Annotated in this window: 15 protein-coding genes; 9 read left to right on the top strand and 6 right to left on the bottom strand. The window is 42.9% G+C overall.

What is annotated here, in order from left to right:
• The first annotated feature begins 55 nt into the window (after positions 1 to 55).
• Genes BGM23_RS03805 through BGM23_RS03790 form a run of 4 tightly spaced genes read left to right on the top strand, consistent with a single transcriptional unit; the run spans position 56 to position 4,842 of the window.
• On the top strand, positions 56 to 769 hold the full coding sequence (locus tag BGM23_RS03805; RefSeq protein WP_015384812.1) for an IspD/TarI family cytidylyltransferase: 714 nt from the start codon (positions 56 to 58) through the stop codon (positions 767 to 769).
• On the top strand, positions 766 to 1,791 hold the full coding sequence (locus BGM23_RS03800) for a ribitol-5-phosphate dehydrogenase (RefSeq protein WP_003235523.1): 1,026 nt from the start codon (positions 766 to 768) through the stop codon (positions 1,789 to 1,791). The genes BGM23_RS03805 and BGM23_RS03800 overlap by 4 nt, the downstream gene beginning before the upstream one ends.
• Positions 1,792 to 1,794: 3 nt before the next feature.
• Entirely contained in the window at positions 1,795 to 2,964 is a 1,170-nt protein-coding gene (locus tag BGM23_RS03795) for a CDP-glycerol glycerophosphotransferase family protein (protein ID WP_029726010.1), read from the top strand.
• Positions 2,965 to 2,982: 18 nt separating this feature from the next.
• A complete protein-coding gene (locus tag BGM23_RS03790) occupies positions 2,983 to 4,842 on the top strand; it encodes a CDP-glycerol glycerophosphotransferase family protein (RefSeq protein ID WP_015384814.1) in 1,860 nt (619 codons plus the stop codon).
• Between the two features lie 38 nt (positions 4,843 to 4,880).
• On the opposite strand, the gene lytD is transcribed toward BGM23_RS03790, so the two are convergent.
• Positions 4,881 to 7,523 (bottom strand): beta-N-acetylglucosaminidase LytD, encoded by a 2,643-nt coding sequence (gene lytD, locus BGM23_RS03785; protein ID WP_029318762.1) that lies wholly within the window; start codon positions 7,521 to 7,523, stop codon positions 4,881 to 4,883.
• 129 nt (positions 7,524 to 7,652) lie between these two features.
• A complete protein-coding gene (gene manA, locus BGM23_RS03780) occupies positions 7,653 to 8,603 on the bottom strand; it encodes a mannose-6-phosphate isomerase, class I (RefSeq protein WP_029726011.1) in 951 nt (316 codons plus the stop codon).
• 264 nt (positions 8,604 to 8,867) lie between these two features.
• Between manA and gerBA the strand changes: the two genes are divergently transcribed.
• Genes gerBA through gerBC form a run of 3 tightly spaced genes read left to right on the top strand, consistent with a single transcriptional unit; the run spans position 8,868 to position 12,552 of the window.
• Complete coding sequence (gene gerBA / locus BGM23_RS03770; protein WP_046663991.1) at positions 8,868 to 10,319, top strand: spore germination protein GerBA; 1,452 nt, start codon at positions 8,868 to 8,870, stop codon at positions 10,317 to 10,319.
• A gap of 5 nt (positions 10,320 to 10,324) precedes the next feature.
• Positions 10,325 to 11,431, top strand: a complete 1,107-nt coding sequence (gene gerBB / locus BGM23_RS03765) for a spore germination protein GerBB (protein WP_029726013.1) — start codon at positions 10,325 to 10,327, stop codon at positions 11,429 to 11,431.
• Positions 11,428 to 12,552, top strand: coding sequence for a spore germination protein GerBC (gene gerBC / locus BGM23_RS03760; protein WP_029726014.1), 1,125 nt, complete (start codon positions 11,428 to 11,430; stop codon positions 12,550 to 12,552). Before gerBB ends, gerBC begins: the two co-directional genes overlap by 4 nt.
• A 36-nt stretch (positions 12,553 to 12,588) precedes the next feature.
• Here the strand turns inward: gerBC and BGM23_RS03755 are convergent, their stop codons facing one another.
• Positions 12,589 to 13,962, bottom strand: coding sequence for a sugar porter family MFS transporter (locus BGM23_RS03755; RefSeq protein ID WP_015251080.1), 1,374 nt, complete (start codon positions 13,960 to 13,962; stop codon positions 12,589 to 12,591).
• A 332-nt stretch (positions 13,963 to 14,294) separates the two neighbouring features.
• On the opposite strand from BGM23_RS03755, the gene tagT reads away from it, so the two are divergent.
• Both tagT and ywtE read left to right on the top strand, forming a co-directional pair.
• Positions 14,295 to 15,263 (top strand): polyisoprenyl-teichoic acid--peptidoglycan teichoic acid transferase TagT, encoded by a 969-nt coding sequence (tagT, locus tag BGM23_RS03750; RefSeq protein WP_015251079.1) that lies wholly within the window; start codon positions 14,295 to 14,297, stop codon positions 15,261 to 15,263.
• 155 nt (positions 15,264 to 15,418) lie between these two features.
• Positions 15,419 to 16,279: a 5-amino-6-(5-phospho-D-ribitylamino)uracil phosphatase YwtE gene (gene ywtE / locus BGM23_RS03745; protein WP_003227900.1), complete on the top strand. Its 861-nt coding sequence runs from the start codon at positions 15,419 to 15,421 to the stop codon at positions 16,277 to 16,279.
• A 33-nt stretch (positions 16,280 to 16,312) separates the two neighbouring features.
• On the opposite strand, the gene pgdS is transcribed toward ywtE, so the two are convergent.
• The 3 genes from pgdS to pgsA all read right to left on the bottom strand — a co-directional run bounded on the left by pgdS (position 16,313) and on the right by pgsA (position 19,019).
• Positions 16,313 to 17,554, bottom strand: a complete 1,242-nt coding sequence (gene pgdS / locus BGM23_RS03740; protein WP_003242751.1) for a gamma-DL-glutamyl hydrolase — start codon at positions 17,552 to 17,554, stop codon at positions 16,313 to 16,315.
• Between the two features lie 140 nt (positions 17,555 to 17,694).
• Positions 17,695 to 17,862 carry an extrachromosomal elements maintenance protein EdmS gene (gene edmS, locus BGM23_RS03735; RefSeq protein WP_003227896.1) on the bottom strand — a complete coding sequence of 56 codons (168 nt, stop codon included), beginning with the start codon at positions 17,860 to 17,862 and terminating at the stop codon, positions 17,695 to 17,697.
• A 14-nt stretch (positions 17,863 to 17,876) separates the two neighbouring features.
• Positions 17,877 to 19,019: a capsular polyglutamate synthetase PgsA gene (pgsA, locus tag BGM23_RS03730; protein ID WP_003227891.1), complete on the bottom strand. Its 1,143-nt coding sequence runs from the start codon at positions 19,017 to 19,019 to the stop codon at positions 17,877 to 17,879.
• Between the last annotated feature and the right edge of the window lie 5 nt (positions 19,020 to 19,024).

Genomic DNA, 19,024 nt, shown 5'->3' with positions numbered 1-19,024 from the left:
AATATGAAAACCTTTTATAAAACATTATGAGTTGTAGTAAGGAAGGAGTCATTTTATGATTTATGCTGAGATTCTAGCCGGTGGAAAAGGTTCCCGCATGGGGAACGTCAATATGCCAAAACAGTTTTTGCCGTTAAATAAACGCCCAATTATCATTCATACGGTTGAAAAGTTTTTATTAAATGACCGTTTCGATAAGATTTTAATCGTCTCCCCTAAAGAGTGGATTAACCATACAAAAGACATTTTAAAGAAATTCATCGGGCAGGATGATCGCCTGATTGTCGTTGAAGGCGGCAGCGACCGTAATGAATCTATTATGAGCGGCATCCGCTATATTGAAAAAGAATTCGGTATTCAGGATGATGACGTGATCATCACTCACGATTCTGTGCGTCCGTTTCTCACTCATCGCATTATCGATGAAAACATTGATGCTGTTCTTCAATACGGCGCGGTTGATACTGTTATCTCAGCCATTGATACAATTATTGCTTCAGAAGACCAGGAATTTATTTCTGATATCCCTGTCCGCGATAACATGTATCAGGGGCAAACACCGCAAAGCTTCCGGATCAGCAAATTGGTCGAGCTTTATAATCAACTGTCCGATGAGCAAAAAGCTGTCCTTACTGACGCTTGCAAGATCTGCTCGTTAGCAGGTGAAAAAGTGAAGCTGGTCCGCGGTGAAGTCTTTAACATTAAAGTAACGACACCATATGACTTAAAAGTGGCTAATGCCATTTTACAGGAGCGAATTTCACAATGATTAATCAAACATATCGTTTAGTTTCTGCCCGACAATTTGAAGTGACATATAAAGATAAAGTTGTCCATTCAGATAAGGTCGTCGTCCGTCCTACCCATTTATCCATCTGTGCTGCAGACCAGCGTTATTATACTGGCTCACGCGGCAAAGAAGCGATGGACAAAAAGCTGCCGATGGCTCTGATCCATGAAGGGATCGGAAAAGTCATGTTTGATCCGACAGGCACATTTAAAGTCGGAACCCGGGTTGTTATGGTGCCAAATACACCGGTTGAAGAGCATGAAGTCATCGCGGAGAATTACCTGCGGTCCAGCAGATTCCGTTCAAGCGGTTATGATGGATTTATGCAGGATTATATGTTCATGGCGCCTGATCGGCTTGTTGAGCTTCCAGACAGCATTAATCCGCATGTCGCAGCCTTCACTGAGCTTATTACAATTGCAGTTCACGCGCTTTCCCGCTTTGAGCGCATGGCGCATAAGAAGCGTGACACATTCGGTGTCTGGGGGGACGGAAATCTCGGATTTATCATGACGCTTCTACTGAAGAAAAAATATCCAGACAGCAAGGTGTTTATTTTCGGAAAAACACCTTACAAGCTTGATCATTTTTCTTTTGTTGATGCAGCTTATCAAATTAACGACATTCCTGAAGATGTCAGAATCGATCATGCCTTTGAATGCGTGGGCGGACGCGGCAGTGAAAGCGCAATTGAGCAAATCATTGCCCATGTCCATCCTGAAGCGTGTGTAGCGCTATTAGGCGTATCTGAATACCCTGTTGAAATTGAAACAAGAATGGTGCTTGAAAAAGGGATTACGCTGATCGGCAGCAGCCGAAGCGGACGCGAGGATTTTGCCCGTACTGTAGACTTTTTAGCTCAATACCCTGAAGTCGTTGATTATTTAGAAACATTAGTTGGCGGACGCTTCCCGGTACGCAGTATTGAGGAAATTACAAACGCGTTTGAAGCAGATTTGACTTCATCTTGGGGAAAAACTGTTATTGAATGGGAAATTTAAACAGTGAAAACATTCCTTACACGAATTGTAAAAGGAGTATTCGGCACTGCTTATCAACTATTGAGCGCTTTATTACCAGTACAGCACAACAAAATTGTCATAGCTTCCTATCGTGAGGATCATTTAAGTGATAATTTTAAAGGTGTCTATGAAAAGCTGAAGCAAGATCCATCTCTTCGCATCACCCTGCTGTTCCGCAAGATGGATAAGGGGCTGATCGGACGAGCTGCATATTTGCTTCATCTTTTCAGCTCGTTATATCACCTTGCAACATGCCGCGTGCTTTTGTTGGATGATTATTATTTTCCTTTGTATGTTGTGCCAAAACGAAAGGAAACTGTTGCCATCCAGCTTTGGCATGCTTGCGGCGCGTTTAAAAAATTTGGCTACAGCATTGTGAACAAGCCGTTCGGCCCTTCTTCTGATTATTTGAAGATTGTTCCCGTGCATTCAAACTATGATTATGCCATTGTCAGTGCACCCGCTGCCGTTCCGCATTTCGCCGAAGCCTTTCAAATGGAGCAAAAGCAGATTTTGCCGCTCGGCATTCCAAGAACGGATTATTTTTATCATAAGGAACATATTCGCACTGTACTGGATGAGTTTCATCGAGTTTATCCTGAACTGAAGCATAAAAAAAAGCTTTTGTATGCTCCTACTTTTCGAGGCAGTGGACATCATCAAGAGGGTGACGCTATACCGCTTGATCTGCTACAATTAAAATCGGCGCTAAACCATAAAGATTATGTCGTGATCCTCCATCTTCATCCGTATATGCGCAAACATGCGCACACGGAAGAGGATGATTTTGTGCTGGATTTAACTGATTCGTACTCTTTGTACGATTTGATGGCAATCTCTGATGGGCTGATAACCGATTATTCTTCAGTTATTTTCGAGTACAGCCTGCTGAAACGTCCGATGTATTTTTACTGCCCGGATTTAGAAGACTACTTGGAAGAACGTGATTTCTACTACCCGTTTGAATCGTTTGTACCCGGGCCGATTTCGAAAGACGTTCCATCGCTTGTACACGATATCGAGAGTGATCACGAGGCTGATACGAAACGTATTGAAGATTTTTCACAGGCATTTATCACCCATCAGGACGGCAAATCTTCAGAGCGGGTAGCCGATTTTATTTCATCATTTTTAACATCTGGTGCCGATTAGGAGAAAGTGAGGTACAAAGTGAAGCTGGCAAGAAAGATTAAGAACAGACTTTTCAGATCAAAAAAGAAAACGCAAAAAGAAAATGCAGCTGTCATTGTCCATCCAGCTGATAACAGGGTTTTTTCTCTATTTGATAAAACGAAGCGAATTGAAGAAAACCAGCAAGTCCCTGTCAGAAAGATTTCTGAGTTTTCTTGGAATGGGTCAATTCTAAAAATTGCGGGTTATATGTATATCAAGGGCCTGCCGCTTCAAAAAGAGGATCAGGTTCGAAAACGTTTATTATTGGTGAACAACGGTGTTTTATTTACAGCTGTTTCACTGCGGGATGTTCCGGTAGATAAGCTGTCAATTGATACTTCAAATGTGCCAGGAGCCTATAAGTGGGCAGGATTTTCACAGCAGATTAACTTTTCTAAGCTGATGAATGACAAACCTCTTCCGCAGGGCGAGTATAAGCTGTTTCTCGAGATTGAAGCTGTAGATGACCAAAATGTAAAACATCAGGAAGTGCATACAGTCGGAAATGTAAGTAATTTCCTTTCTAATGATGTGTATGCCACAAAAATGGAATTTCATTCTGCTAAAAAGCTGATGAAGTTCAATTTAATCGTTAATTATGATGAGGGCGAAAAGACGATTAATTTGTCTTGCAACAAACTGCAGGAAATTGATCCGAGCCTTTTGGAGCTGGATACTGGAAAAGAGGCAAACCGCTTTTTGCGCAAGCTGAATACAAGCTTATTCCATTTTGCTTATGATGTATTCCGCCTGCTTCCAATTAAGTCTAATAAAATTGTCTTTGCTTCTGACAGCCGGCTTGATATGACAGGAAACTTCGAATTTGTTTATGAAGAGCTGCTGAAACGTGAAGAAAATTTTGATTTCAAATTTTTCTTAAAGAGCAGCATTCGAGATAGAAAAAGCCTGTCTGAACTGATGTCGATGGCTTATCATTTTGCGACAAGCAAAATCATTTTTATAGATGATTTTTATCCGATTATTTATCCGTTAAAAATCCGTAAAAATGCGGACCTTGTCCAGCTGTGGCATGCTGTCGGCGCCTTTAAGACATTCGGCTACAGCCGAATCGGTCTGCCAGGAGGACCGTCACCGCATTCGAAAAACCATAGAAACTACACGAAGGTTATTGTCAGCTCTGAAAATATACGGAAGCACTACGCAGAGGGCTTTGGGGTAGACATTGAGAACGTCATTGCTACGGGCGTACCGCGAACAGACTTTTTCTTTGATGAAGCGAAGAAGGCATTTGTAAAAGAACGCCTTTACACGGAATATCCGTTTCTAAAGGACAAAAAGGTCATTCTTTTTGCTCCAACCTTCCGCGGAAACGGTCAGCAATCAGCTCATTATCCTTTTGAAGTGCTTGATTTTGACCGTCTGTATCGAGAGTTAAAGGATGAATATATCTTCTTATTCAAAATTCATCCATTCGTACGAAACGATGCCAATATACCTTATCAGTACAGCGATTTCTTTTATGATTTCTCTTCGTTCAGAGAAATTAATGAGCTATTGCTCGTAACAGATATTCTGATAACGGATTACTCTTCTGTTTGCTTTGAGTATGCTTTATTAAATAAACCAATGATCTTCTTCAGCTATGATGTAGATGATTATATTCGCAAACGTGATTTCTATTACGATTACTTTGACTTTATTCCTGGCCCTCTTGCGAAAACGTCTGAGCAAATGATTTCGATCATTAAAGAAGAGAAGTATAACTTTGAGCAAATTGATTCATTTGTTCATTATTTCTTCGATGATCTTGATGGAAAAGCAAGTGAGCGAGTCGTCGATCAAATTGTTTTCCCTCAGGAAGAAGAGCCATCAGAGGATAAAGTTCTTAAAAGATAAATCAAAAACACCTTTTGCAGCCGCAAAAGGTGTTTTTTTTATTGATATTCCGGAACATCAAAATAAAGTGTATAGCCGTCCAGCAATGAATACAGGCTGTACATGCGGTTTACTTGTTTGTACGCCCAGCCGATGTCTGTTGCGTATTGATGTGTCGCTGTAGCTGACCATCTCATTTTGTACAGTGTGTCCTGATTGTAAGCTGTGTTGTGGATATACGATGAGCCTATGAATTTAGCTCCGCCGATAATGGCCGCTTCAGGTGTGAACCAGCCCTGCTCGTACGCATATTTGGCTCCGTAGTAATTCGGATTGCTGTCGTATGCTCCAATTCCATACATGTTGTATACGGTTTTTCCGTTATAGGTTAATCCATTGGCTAAGGCGGATGTCCCGTTTCCTGTTTCAAGAAGAGCGTGTGAGATTAAATACAGTTCGTTGATGCTATATTGATTGGCGGCATCGATAAATGCCTTTGCTCTCCCTGTCAGGATGCCTTTACCCGCAAGCACTTTCTGATTGACCTCAGTAACGCTGAGACCCGCTGTCTGTGACAGCTTGAGAAATTGGAAGTAGTATTTGCTGTCTCTGGAAAAGTTATTCGGATCCACGTATTGAACTACTTCATCACTGCTTGCGTTTCGCCAGCCCAAATTGATCTTAGCCCAGCCGTTTATCTGTCCGATGATTTTCACTTTATCGCCTTTTTTAAATTGGCCGATCACGTTTGTCGGGCTGACTTCCGGCGTTGACCGGATATTTAGTACATCAGCCGTAACGGTTGATGTTGCTGTATTAATGTACGTGAGCGATACGTAAGCCGCTCCGTCTGTTTGCGGACTTACTGTCATTTGTTTTTGGACCATATCACGAAGCGAGAGATTGTAATTTGTTTTCATGATTTGCGGACCGTTTTTGATCTTCACGATAGATGATGTCCATCCGTATAATTGTTTTAGCTTCGTTGATGCCGCAGCAGCTGTATCATTGCCTGTGAACTGCTCATTTACGCTGATTTTATAAAGCGTATTGCTTTTCGTTGTGTAGCTGGGGGTTACACTTTTCGATTTAAGATAGGTTAACCCATTGTTCAATGCTGTTTTGCTGCTGAGCTGTGTTGTCACGATTTTGTATTGTGTATATGCAGTCTGGCCTGTTTTTGATGTTGTGACTGCGATTTTATTTTGTTTGAAAAATGTTAAAACGCGGTCAATCTCTTCTTGGCTGATGATAGCTTCAGTTGTGATTTGATAGCTGCTCGCAGCTGTCTGACCGGTTTTCTGGCTTGCTGCTGATATATGATTCGATTTGAAAAACGTGAGTGCCTGATTGACTTTCGTTTGATCAAGCAGAGATTCGGTTGTGATTTTAAACGTGTCAGCTATTTGTTTTTTGACGGATTTCGCAGAAGCACTCAGCTGATTTTTCTTTAATATGTTCAAGCCCTTTGTGACTTTTGCTTGATCTGATGTTTCTTCTGAGATGAGCTGATATTGATTTTCTGCTGTTGATCCAGCTGCTGTTTTTGCAGCTTTTACTTTTTTCTGAGCAAAGAAGGCTGCTGCTTTGTTTGCTTGCTGCTCGCCTAAAATCTTTGCCGTCGTGATTTGATAAGCTGCAGACGTTGTCGTTTTTTTGACGCTGGATGACGTGTAATGCCATTTTTTCTTTTTAAAGAAAGTGTCTATTTTTTGGAGCTGCTGTTTTGTTATACCCTTCATATTCACGGTATATGATGTGCTTTTTCCAACCTGTTGATAACTGCCGGATACGCCAGTGTTTTTCTTGATTTGGCTGATGGCGTCCTTTACTGTACTCAGCCCTTTGAAATAAGCTGATTGGACATTGTATGACTCAACGGTTGTTTTTTGATTGATGGACTTGTAGCTGCCTGTGATGCCAGTGCTCTGTTTCAGCTGCTGCAATAGAGTTTTGGCATTGGCTTCACCTGAAATGGCGGCAGTTGTGAACGTATAATAGGCTTGCCCTTTCACTGTTTCCTTTAATGATGCCTGCAGCCCAGATTCCTTTTGGAAGGCGTTTTTGATCTGCGCTGCTCTGCTGTCTCCCACGATTGTGCCAGACTGAATGGTTGTGACAGACACCGTGTGTGTGATGGGCTGATACGAGCTTTTAATCCCCGTTTGCTTGGCCAGGCTCTGGATAAGCGCCTTGACTTTTGTCTCATCAGCAATGTCTGATGTCATGACGTTCATATAGGGCTGAGCTGCTCCGTAAGCTTTTACAGCGCCAGCCACTCCCGTCTCCTGTTTCAGCTTTGCTAGGATAGTGTTGGCCTGTTTTTCTCCGGAGATGGCACCTGACGAGATGGTGACATATGGCTGTTTGCTTCCAACAGGACTTGACGTTCCTGTAATTGATGTCTGTTTGGCGAGTCCGCTCAGTATTGCTTTCGCTTCTGATTCGCTATGAATGCCTGAGGCGGAAATTTGGTAGGTCGTTGTTGTGCCTGAAGCCTGATAGGATGCATCCCAGCCAGTATCTTTTTCCAGTTTGGCGACAGCTTGTGAGGCTTGGCTTTCTGTACTGAACGTATTCGACGGCTCTACTTGATATAGTGAGTAGTCGGTATACGCGGCTGCCTGGGCAGAACCAGATATGGCAAAAAAGGCAAGGGACGCGGCGGATAGAAGCATAGGTGCGATTAGTCTCTTTTTCATTCCTTCTCCTCTTTCTTATTCTATGAGTATATAAAACTAGTTTATTTATCGGCACGCGCATGCTTCATTTATAGGTGAATCACTTCCATTTTCTAATAAAAAAAACTTAATCTCGAAGTGAGATTAAGTTTAAATATGAGACACGATAAGGGTACAAGTTCCTTTTATCGTAAAATCGGGCATTTGAGCCGGCAAAATAAAGTGATCACCTTTTTTGAGCGGACATGTTTTGTCCTCATACTTGAGCAAACCGCTTCCTTCTATCACGCTGCAACTCAGAAAGGATTCATCCTGAGTCATTTCAGCTTCGCCATTGATGTCCCATTTATACACCGAAAAATATTCCCCTTGGACAAACGTTTTAATGGTTATGCCTTTTCTTGATTCTGTCGATTCATCTATATACCCGTCCACATGGGGAACCGTGGCGGCATTGACCGCTTTGGCAAAATGAAGCTCTCTCGGACTTCCGTTGCTATCAAGACGGTCATAATCGTACACCCGGTATGTGGCATCTGAATTTTGCTGAGTCTCTAAAACAAGGGCCCCCTTGCACAATGCGTGCAGCGTTCCGCTCGGCACATAATAGAAATCACCCGGTTTAATTTTGATTCTTCGCAGCAGGCCCTCCCAGTCACCGCTGTTGATCATTGTGACAAGTTCGGTTTTTGAGCGGGCCGTATGCCCGTAAATGATTTCTGCGTTTTCCTTACAGTCGATAATGTACCAGCATTCCGTCTTGCCGAGTTCTCCCTCTTCGTTTTCTCCGGCATAGTAATCATCAGGGTGAACTTTAATTGACGTATCTTCCTTCACATCCAGCAGCTTTGTCAGAAGCGGGAACCGATCCCCCTCTACGCCGCCGAATACTTCACGGTGCTCTTCCCAAAGCTCGATCAATGTCTTTCCTTTATACGGGCCATTTGCAACAGTGCTCGGTCCTTTTGGATGAGCGGAAATGGCCCAGCATTCCCCCGTTGATTCTGAAGGAATACTGTATCCAAATCTATCTCGTAAAGCGGTTCCGCCCCAGATTTTTTCTTTAAACACAGGCGTTAGAAAAATCGGTGATTGCGTCATGATCCGTACCCCTCCCCTGTAAATAACTGATCATCATTTTCCCGGTGCGCCCCTCTTACAAACGCCCGTATAAGCTGCCTTTTTCCGATGACAACATATGTACAAAGCATCATCTTTTCATTACCCCTTCAAAGAAAACGCTTCCTATCTATTATATCACGTCGAAAAGAAGCTTTGTTTCAGCCTTTTCCTCGATAAGAATAATTCTCCTTTTTTGATACAAATTAATAAAAACCGTCAATCTGTTTACGAAGGAGAGAAACTATGCAAATCGACTCTGATCTCCAGAACAATTTAGACAAACTGAAAAAAACATTGGGACAAAACGACGATATGATGTTTTATACATTTGCTTTCGGAGATAGCAGACAAAAGGCGTGTTTACTGTATATTGACGGTCTGACAGAGAATAAAATGCTGGCGCAATACGTCATTTCTCCTTTACAAAAAGAGGCGTTAGCCCATAAGGAATGCTCGATTGAAGACTTATCCGCCTTTTTTTTCGGCTTTCACCACAGCGTTGTTTCTACAATGAAAGAAATAGAGCAGCTCGTTTTTTCAGGGCAAGCCATTTTGCTCGCTGATGGCTATCGCGGAGGATTAGCTTTCGACACCAAGTCAGTCGCAACACGCAGTCTTGATGAACCCTCCTCCGAAGTCGTGGAACGCGGCCCTAAAATAGGATTTATTGAAAAACTGCGGACAAACACGGCGCTTTTGCGTGAACGGACGAGTGATCCTAATCTCGTCATCAAAGAAATGACACTCGGAAAAAGGACCAAAAAGAAAATCGCTGTCGCTTATATTCAGGATATCGCCCCAGATTATGTCGTCAAAGAAGTGTTTAAAAGGCTGAAATCAGTCAATATAGATAATTTGCCGGAATCGGGGACGCTTGAACAGCTGATTGAAGACGAACCATTTTCAATTTTCCCCACAATATTAAGCACAGAACGACCGGACCGGGTCGAAAGTTCTCTATTAGAAGGGCGAGTGTCCATATTAGTGGATGGTACGCCGTTTGCTTTGATTGTACCGGCTACGGTTGACGAATTTATTCATTCGCCCGATGATTACAGCCAGCGCTGGATCCCAATGTCACTTGTACGCCTTCTTCGTTATTCCAGCATCCTGATCACCATTTATTTGCCCGGTCTGTATATTTCTCTCGTTTCTTTTCACACCGGGCTATTGCCGACTAGAATGGCCATTTCCATTGCAGGCAGCAGGCTTAACGTACCATTCCCGCCTTTTGTAGAGGCCTTTATCATGATCTTTACGATCGAATTGATTCGAGAAGCCGGATTAAGGCTGCCTAAGCCGATTGGACAGACAATTGGCCTTATCGGCGGCGTTGTCATCGGACAGGCAGCTGTTCAGGCGCAAATTGTCAGTGCGCTTATGGTCATTGTCGTTTCTGTCACAGCACTGGCATCCTTTACCGTTCCTTCATACGCCTATAACTTTCCGCTGCGGATCATTCGGATCGGGGTTATGATAAGTGCAACAGCGCTTGGCATGTATGGCGTTATAATGGTTTATCTGTTTGTGATCGGCCATCTCATGCGCCTGAAAAGCTTTGGACAGGATTACATTATCCCGATCATGGCGCAGCCTGGACAGGATTTGAAAGACACAGTCATCCGTATTCCCACGATGTTTTTAAAAAGAAGACCGACACGAAACGATCCCGAAGATAACATCAGACAAAGGTGATGGCTATGAGGAAATCAGAGCATAAACTGACATTTATGCAGACGCTCATTATGATCAGCAGCACATTGATTGGTGCCGGGGTGCTGACCCTTCCCCGCTCAGCCGCCGAAACCGGCAGTCCGAGCGGATGGCTAATGATACTGCTCCAGGGCGTTATTTTTATTATCATCGTTCTGCTTTTTTTGCCTTTTCTTCAAAAAAACAGCGGAAAAACTCTTTTTAAGCTCAATAGCATTGTAGCTGGAAAATTCATCGGCTTTCTATTGAATTTATATATCTGTCTATATTTCATTGGGATTGTTTGCTTTCAAGCTCGGATTTTGGGAGAGGTTGTCGGATTCTTTTTGTTGAAAAATACGCCAATGGCAGTTGTGGTGTTTATATTTCTTGCAGTTGCCATCTATCATTTAGGCGGAGGCGTTTATTCAATTGCAAAAGTATACGCTTATATTTTTCCTATAACCCTTATTATTTTTATGATGCTTCTGATGTTCAGCTTTCGCTTGTTCCAGCTTGATTTTATCCGGCCGGTATTTGAAGGAGGCTATCAAAGCTTTTTCTCTTTATTCCCAAAAACATTATTATATTTCTCCGGATTTGAAATCATTTTTTACCTGGTCCCCTTTATGAGAGATCCAAAGCAAGTGAAAAAGGCTGTTGCTCTGGGCATCGCGACTTCCACATTGTTCTACAGCATTACTTTGCTCATTGTGATTGGCTGTATGACTGTGGCTGAGGCAAAAACGGTGACATGGCCGACCATTTCCCTTATTCACGCATTAGAGGTTCCGGGTATTTTTATTGAACGATTTGATTTGTTCTTACAGCTGACCTGGACAGCCCAGCAATTTGCCTGTATGCTCGGATCCTTTAAAGGCGCCCATATCGGGTTAACGGAAATCTTTCATCTGAAAAATAAAAACAATGCATGGCTGCTGACTGCAATGCTGGCTGCGACGTTTTTCATAACGATGTATCCCAAGGACTTGAATGACGTGTTTTATTACGGGACGCTTCTTGGATATGCTTTCTTAATTGTGATTACAATTCCATTCTTCGTCTGGTTTTTAAGCTGGATACAGAAAAAAATAGGGAGGGGGCAGCTGCAATGAAAACAGCATCAAAATTCTCCGTCATGTTTTTTATGCTGCTGGCCCTCTGCGGCTGCTGGGATGTCAAAGATATCGAGCAACTATCCTTCGCCAGAGGGCTGGCGATCGATGAGACAAATGATCACCAGTACAAACTGACGTATCAAAACCTTCTTCCCCAAAGCGAAGACAGCCAAGCATCCGGAAAACCCGAATTTGTTAATGTAACGTCCCACGGGAAAACGATTCTGGAAGCAGTCAGTGATGTATCCATCAAGGACCCTCCTGTTTATAGCGATCATTTAAAAGTGATCCTTCTGGGAGAAAAACTGATGAGGAATCAAAATGTAGACCAAGTCCTCAACCACTTTATCCGGGATGATGAGCTGCGGCGAAGCAGCTATTTGATGGCAGCCAGAGGGAATGCAGCTGATGTTTTCACAAAAGGAAACCCCAATCAGCAGCAGCCGATGCCCTCCGAAAAACTGATTGATTTGACAACTCACAGCGGATATAACGGTAAGATTATGATACCGCTGCGCATCGGCAGAGCATCTATATACTCTCAGAACGGGTACAGTTATCTTATTCAAGCCGTGAAAAACGAAAAGGGAAAAGCCAAGTATGACGGAGCAGGCATTATCAAAAGGGGCAGCAATAAACTCGTTGGGTTTCTTTCAGCTGATGAAACCCAAACACTGTCATGGGTCATGGGGACGATCCAAGGCGGTGTCATGCCGACGACAGATAAAGGACATCCGATTACGTTTGAAATCAAAAAGTCGAAAACCAAAATTAAGCCTATCATTGAAAACGGAAAGCCTATCTTTCATATTTCTGTTAAAACGAAGGGCATCCTGACAGAAGACCAAAACCCGAATGAAAACTCCTTTAGCAAAAGTTATTTGCACAGGCTGGAAAACATTTTTGAAAAAAAGCTTGAACGAGATGTAAAGCAGGTAATGGATAAACTGCAGCACGAGTATAAAACCGATCCGGTCTTTTTATCAGACCACATAAGGATTCAACACCCTGACTACTGGAATAAAGTAAAAGGGCATTGGGATGAAATATTTTCTGAGACTGATTTTAAGTACGATATTTCTTTTAAAATCATTAACTTTGGCACGGTGGGAAAGTAAGCAATCAAAAGGGTGCGCATGATCGCGCACCCTTTTTTATGTTCCGACAGTCTGCTGTTTTCCGGCCGATCCTCCCTGTCCGTTTTTGTCCCGTAAATCCTGCTCAATTTCTTCAAGGCTTTTTCCCTTTGTCTCTGTCACTTTAAATCGGACAAATAAGAACGCCATGATACCGATCGCGGCATAAATCAGGAATAAATAACTGATTCCGATCGCTTCCATTAATATTGGATAGGTTAATGAAACAATCAGTGTCCCAACGTGCAACATTAAGGTCGAAACACCGGTCCCGATTCCTCTGACGTGAAGCGGGAACAATTCAGGAAGCATCACCCACACAACCGGTCCCCAGCTGACCGCAAAGACAACGATAAACACGCCTAAACAAATGACGGTCGTCCATGAGGCAGCCGGAGTGTTATCGAAAAAGAGATTTACTAAAGCGAGAACGATCAAGCTGATCACCATGCCCGCATTCCCGAATAGCAGTAACGGCTTTCTTCCAATCTTGTCGATAATTTTAATCGCTACTAATGTCATGAGAACATTGACTGTGCCGATTCCGACCGTGCCTAAAATCGAAGCGGAGTTTCCGAATCCGACGTTTGTAAAGGTCTTTGGCGCATAGTAGATGATCGTATTCGTTCCGATAAATTGCTGCAAAAAAGCGAGTCCCAAACCTGCAATAAGCGCTGGGCGCACCCATGGATCGAACAGCTCCTTCAGGCCGCCTTCATCCTGCTTTTCCGCTTCTTTTATATCATGTATTTCCTGATCAATATCTTTTGTGCCACGCAATTTTTCAAGAATTTTCTTCGCTTTGCTTTCTTCGCCATTCGTGAACAGCCAGCGCGGGCTCTCCGGCATAAACAAAATGCCAATAAGCAAGAGCAAGGACGGCACAGCAGCCAATCCAAGCATCCAGCGCCACGCTTCGGCATCGGCAAATATGTAATTGACAATGTAAGAAAGAAGGATGCCGACCGTGATCATCAGCTGATTCAGTGATGACAGCGCCCCGCGTTTATGTTTTGGCGCCAGTTCAGATAAATAAAGGGGCACGATTGTCGTCGATGTTCCGACTGCAAGTCCCAAAATGATGCGAAACAGCACCATGACTCCTGTATTTGGGGCCAGTGCCACACCAAGACCGCCTATACAAAACAGCAGCGCGGCTGCCATAATTGCTTTTTTTCTTCCGAAACGGTCAGTCAGCTTGCCGGCCGCTCCTGAGCCCAATATCGCCCCAACCAGCAAGGAGCTGACAACAAGACCTTCTGTAAACGCGTTTAAGCCTAACTCCTTTTTCATAAATAAAATAGCTCCGGAAATCACTCCGGTATCATAGCCATATAACGCGCCTCCAAGAGCTCCGAAAAAATAAAGCCATATATTTGACTGCTTTTTCATAAAGATGACTCCCTTTCTCCATCAGCTGCAATGACATTGTCTGTGGGATTTTTTTAGAAATCTTTTAGCCTCTTTTTCCGGCCATTAAACCTTTTTATTTTGCTGATCATAAGTTTTCCAATCATTTACTTGTATTTTTTTCAATGTCGCCGAAACATTTTACCTGCTGCGGCGTCCAATATAAGGTGATTCAGTACATCATCGTTATCAATTTTCAAAAACAAGAACTTATAAATATAGGAATATTTATCGAAAAATGTCTTTCGAGTAGTTGCCCCATGGCAAATAGAATGGTACGCTTCAAATATTAAAGAAACGTGAGGTATTGATATATGGAAGAACGATCACAGCGCAGAAAGAAAAAAAGAAAACTAAAAAAATGGGTGAAAGTTGTTGCCGGATTAATGGCTTTTTTAATCATTGCAGCAGGCTCTGTCGGCGCCTATGCTTTTGTAAAGCTGAACAATGCTTCTAAGGAAGCTCACGTCAGCCTTGCACGCGGAGAACAATCTGTAAAACGGATCAAAGAATTTGATCCTGGAAAAGATTCTTTTTCTGTATTGCTCTTAGGAATTGATGCCAGGGAGAAAAACGGCGAGACCGTCGATCAGGCAAGAAGTGACGCGAATGTGCTGGTTACATTTAATCGGAAAGAAAAAACAGCTAAAATGCTGAGCATTCCGCGTGACGCCTATGTAAACATCCCAGGTCACGGGTATGATAAATTCACACATGCTCACGCTTACGGCGGCGTTGACTTGACTGTGAAAACAGTTGAAGAAATGCTGGATATTCCAGTCGATTATGTCGTAGAAAGCAATTTCACGGCTTTTGAAGACGTCGTAAACGAGTTAAATGGCGTCAAAGTAACTGTAAAAAGCGATAAAGTCATTCAGCAAATCAAAAAAGATACAAAAGGTAAAGTCGTTCTTCAAAAAGGAACACATACGCTTGATGGGGAAGAAGCGCTCGCTTACGTAAGAACACGTAAAGCGGACAGTGACCTTTTACGCGGGCAAAGACAAATGGAAGTGCTGAGCGCCATTATAGATAAATCAAAATCATTGAGCTCAATTCCGGCATATGATGATATTGTGGATACGATGGGGCAAAATTTAAAAATGAACTTATCCCTTAAAGATGCCATCGGCCTATTCCCGTTCATCACTTCATTGAAATCAGTTGAGTCTATTCAGCTGACGGGTTATGATTATGAACCTGCCGGAGTCTATTATTTCAAATTGAATCAGCAAAAGCTGCAGGAAGTTAAAGAAGAGCTGCAAAACGATTTAGGTGTATAATGAACGGGATGGCGATTACGCCATCCCGTTTTACATATTTCCTTGTTGAAAATTATCAAAGTAACGATTAGCCTTAATTTATATGGATTATGTTTCACAGGCAAGCTGAACATACTACACGAAGCAGCTTCATTTTTAAGGAGGTTCCCCTACATATGAAATGTATTGCGATTGATCTAGACGGAACATTACTGAATAAAGAAAGCGTCATTTCTGCGGAAAACAGAGAGGCGATCAAGCGGGCCGTTGATGCCGGCATCCTCGTCACCATTTGCACGGGAAGAGCGACATTTGATGTAAAAGCGCTGCTGAATGACTTGGACATCCCTATCATTGCAGCTAATGGCGGCACGATCCATGACACGGGTTACCGTTTGATCAGCCGGACATTAATGGATCAGGAAGCCGGTAAAGCGATTGCTGATTACTTACTTTCAAAAAACATTTATTTTGAGGTATATACAGATGACCATCTGCTTTCTCCTTTTGACGGCGAAGCTAAGCTGCACGCGGAGCTTGACATTCTAAAGAGCGCAAACCCAAACGAGCAGACGGATGAATTGTGGCAAGGAGCCATGACTCAATTCAAACAGTTTGGCATTAAACCAATCCCTCATATCGAATCGGTTTTTGACGGGAGTGAAAACATTTATAAGCTTCTTTGCTTCTCCTTTGATATGGACAAACTGAAACAAGCGAAGGAAGAACTGAAGCATCATAAAAAACTGGCTCAAACCTCTTCAGGAAAACATATTATCGAAATCCTGCCGGCCTCGTCAGGAAAAGGACGCGCGTTAACAAAGCTCGCTGACCTATACGGAATTGAACCACAGGATATCTATGCGATCGGCGATAGTCCAAACGATTTATCCATGTTTGAAGTCGCCGGACACCGTATCGCCATGGAAAATGCGATTGATGAATTAAAAGAAAAAAGCACCTTTGTCACAAAAAGCAATGACGAAAATGGTGTGGCCTACTTTATAGACCAGCTTCTTTCAGGACAATATGCATAAAGAAAAGACTCCAGAGATTGGAGTCTTTTTCTTTTATTGCACCCGTATACTTCCTGCGTATTTATCCTTCCAATATGTGCTCGTGTTCATATTGGTGATGGTCACGCCGTTTGATAATGTGACATGAACAACTTGTCCGTTTCCGATATAGATGGAGGGATTTAAGCTTGTTGATTGAAAGAACACAATGTCTCCCGGCTTCAGGTCCGCCTTCTCAATCTTAGTTCCGGCATTGTACTGGCTTGTTGCGTATCGAGGCAGGGAAATGCCAGCTGCTTTCTGGTATACATATTGGACAAATCCAGCTGTATCAAATCCTGTCTCAGGTGTTACTCCGCCCTGTTTGTAAGGCACTTCTCCGACATAAAGCGTCGCTTCGGAAACAATCGGATTTTCTTTCGGGATTGTCAGGTTGTCAAATCGGCGAATACCCGTCATCTTCGATTTCCAGTAATCCTCTGACAAATACGAAATGGTTACTTTTTCTGACCGGCTTGCCTGAATGAACCTGCCTGCGCCCGCATAAATGCCTGCATGTGAAATTCCCGTTTTATACGTATTGCTGAAATAGACGACATCACCAGGCTTTATGTTCTGAGGGGCTACCTTCTCGCCCACTGCCCACTGCTGTTCGGCTGATCGCGGCAGATAAATGCCGAGTGCCTGTTGAAACACATATTGCACAAGCCCCGAGCAATCAAAGCCCTCTGACGGCGTGCTTCCGCCAAACACATATGGGACACCTATATATTTTTCAGCCTCCTGTACGACAGGAACATCAGCCGTTGCCGGATCGGCAGCGATTCGTCTCGCCCCGATATAAGTTCCGCTCCAATAGCTGCTTTTTTTGTAATTGGTGATGATAACCCCTTTTGACTGTGTACTGTGAACCATTTGGCCGTCTCCGATATAAAGGGCGTCATGTGTCGGAACAGTGCCGGTGCTTCCCTCTTTCTTGAAAAACAAAATATCACCCGGCTTCAGGTTTTCCGGCTTTACAGCTGTTCCGATTTTATACTGGTCGTTTACAGATCTCGGCAGATGAATATCAGCCTTACTGAACACATATTGTATCAATCCTGATGGATCGAAACCCTCTTTCGGCGTTTCCCCGCCATATTTATACTGATATCCAAGCAGGTTTTTTGCTTCGCTGACAATCAATTCTGATGATGTATCAGCTTCCGCAATCTCCGCTTTTGTCATAATTGGAACCAAAAAACAAATGATAACCGCCACAAGCAAAAACTTCTTCCAGTTTGCCAGTGTGTTCACTTTTATTATCTCCTCCTCTTTTTGCAGTTTTAACATCGGTATTTTTTTGAATATGTTAAGAGACTTTTTGATATTTTTACAGAATGAATATGCTGGGCAAATAAAAAGAGAGTGTCTCATCAGACACTCTCTTTTTTGAATTATTTATTGGCGTTTACCGGTTCTTCCTGCTGTTGGATTTTATTCATTTCCATATCAATCTTCTGTTTTTCCTGATCTGTCAGCTGATCATTGAATTTAAAAGCTGACATAAACATGAACACGATGGCTACGGCAACAAATGGCCAGATGGCTTTGACAAATTTCATCTTTATCACTCCGTTTATTTAGATTTTAGTTTGTCACTATGATCAATATCAAACGTCAGTTTTCCGTCTTCTACTTTCCAAGCGAAATTAGAGTCTTTCGTCAGTTCGCGAATAATGGTTTTCTGTTTAAGGCTGTCTTTTTTCACAGGTGCAGGTGTCGCTTCATGGATATCGATCGGTGTCACTTCAAAGCGGCCTGTTCCATTTTTCTTCAGGTGATACTGAACCAGTGCACTGTCTCTTGTTCTCGTCCAGCCTTGATCAAAGACAAAGTTGCCGAGGCTGTAGAAAATGACGGTTCCGTTATATACTTCAATCGGTTCTAAAACGTGCGGGTGATGGCCGACGATGATGTCAGCTCCCGCATCAGACATGGCTCTTGCAAGCTGGCGCTGGCGGTCATTTGGATCATTGTCATACTCTTGTCCCCAGTGTGACTGCACAACAACAATGTCCGCATGTTTTTTCGCTTCTGAAATCATAGGGATGAAGATTTCAGGATCTGCGGGCAGCACGCCCGGCGTATTCTTTTTAGCCGCAAAACCTTTCCCGGACACATCGGTAAAGCCAAGCGTCGCAATCGTTACCCCGTTGACTTTCTGGTACGAAATTTTCTTTTTCGCATCACTTAAGCTGTATCCCGCTCCAACGATATCAAGGTTTTGCTTCGCAAATTCTCCAAGTGTATCTTTCATGCCCTGAACGCCGTAATCCATTGCGTGGTTGTTGGCGCTGTTGAGAACTGTGAAATTCATGTCCTTCAAGACTTTTACTGATTCCTTATTCGTCTGCAGATGAATCTTTTTATCTGCTTGTTTATAATTCTTTTGATAGGTTACCGGGTTTTCAAAGTTTCCTGCTACATAATCCGAAGCTCTAAAGATCGGTTCAACATATTGAAAAATACTGTCTGCCCCTTTTTGCTCCGTTACTTTTTCAACATAGCGTCCCATCATAATATCGCCTACAAATGAGGCTGAGAGTACGTCGTCAGAATACGTTTTGACCTTCGGCGTTTCCGCTTTTCCCGCCCACATGAAAGCGAACATAAGGACAAAAACGATCGGAATGGCAATAAATACGTGCTTATTGGTTTTCTTTTTTTGCTGTTTTGTCAGCTTTAGCAGCTTTTCATGAAAGCTCAGTTCTTTTTTCATCGTTT

This window comes from Bacillus sp. FJAT-14266, assembly GCF_001719225.1.
GTDB classification, from domain to species: domain Bacteria; phylum Bacillota; class Bacilli; order Bacillales; family Bacillaceae; genus Bacillus; species Bacillus subtilis.
The sequence above is the reverse complement of the archived record's forward strand: the minus strand, read 5'-3'. Positions and strand labels throughout refer to the sequence as shown.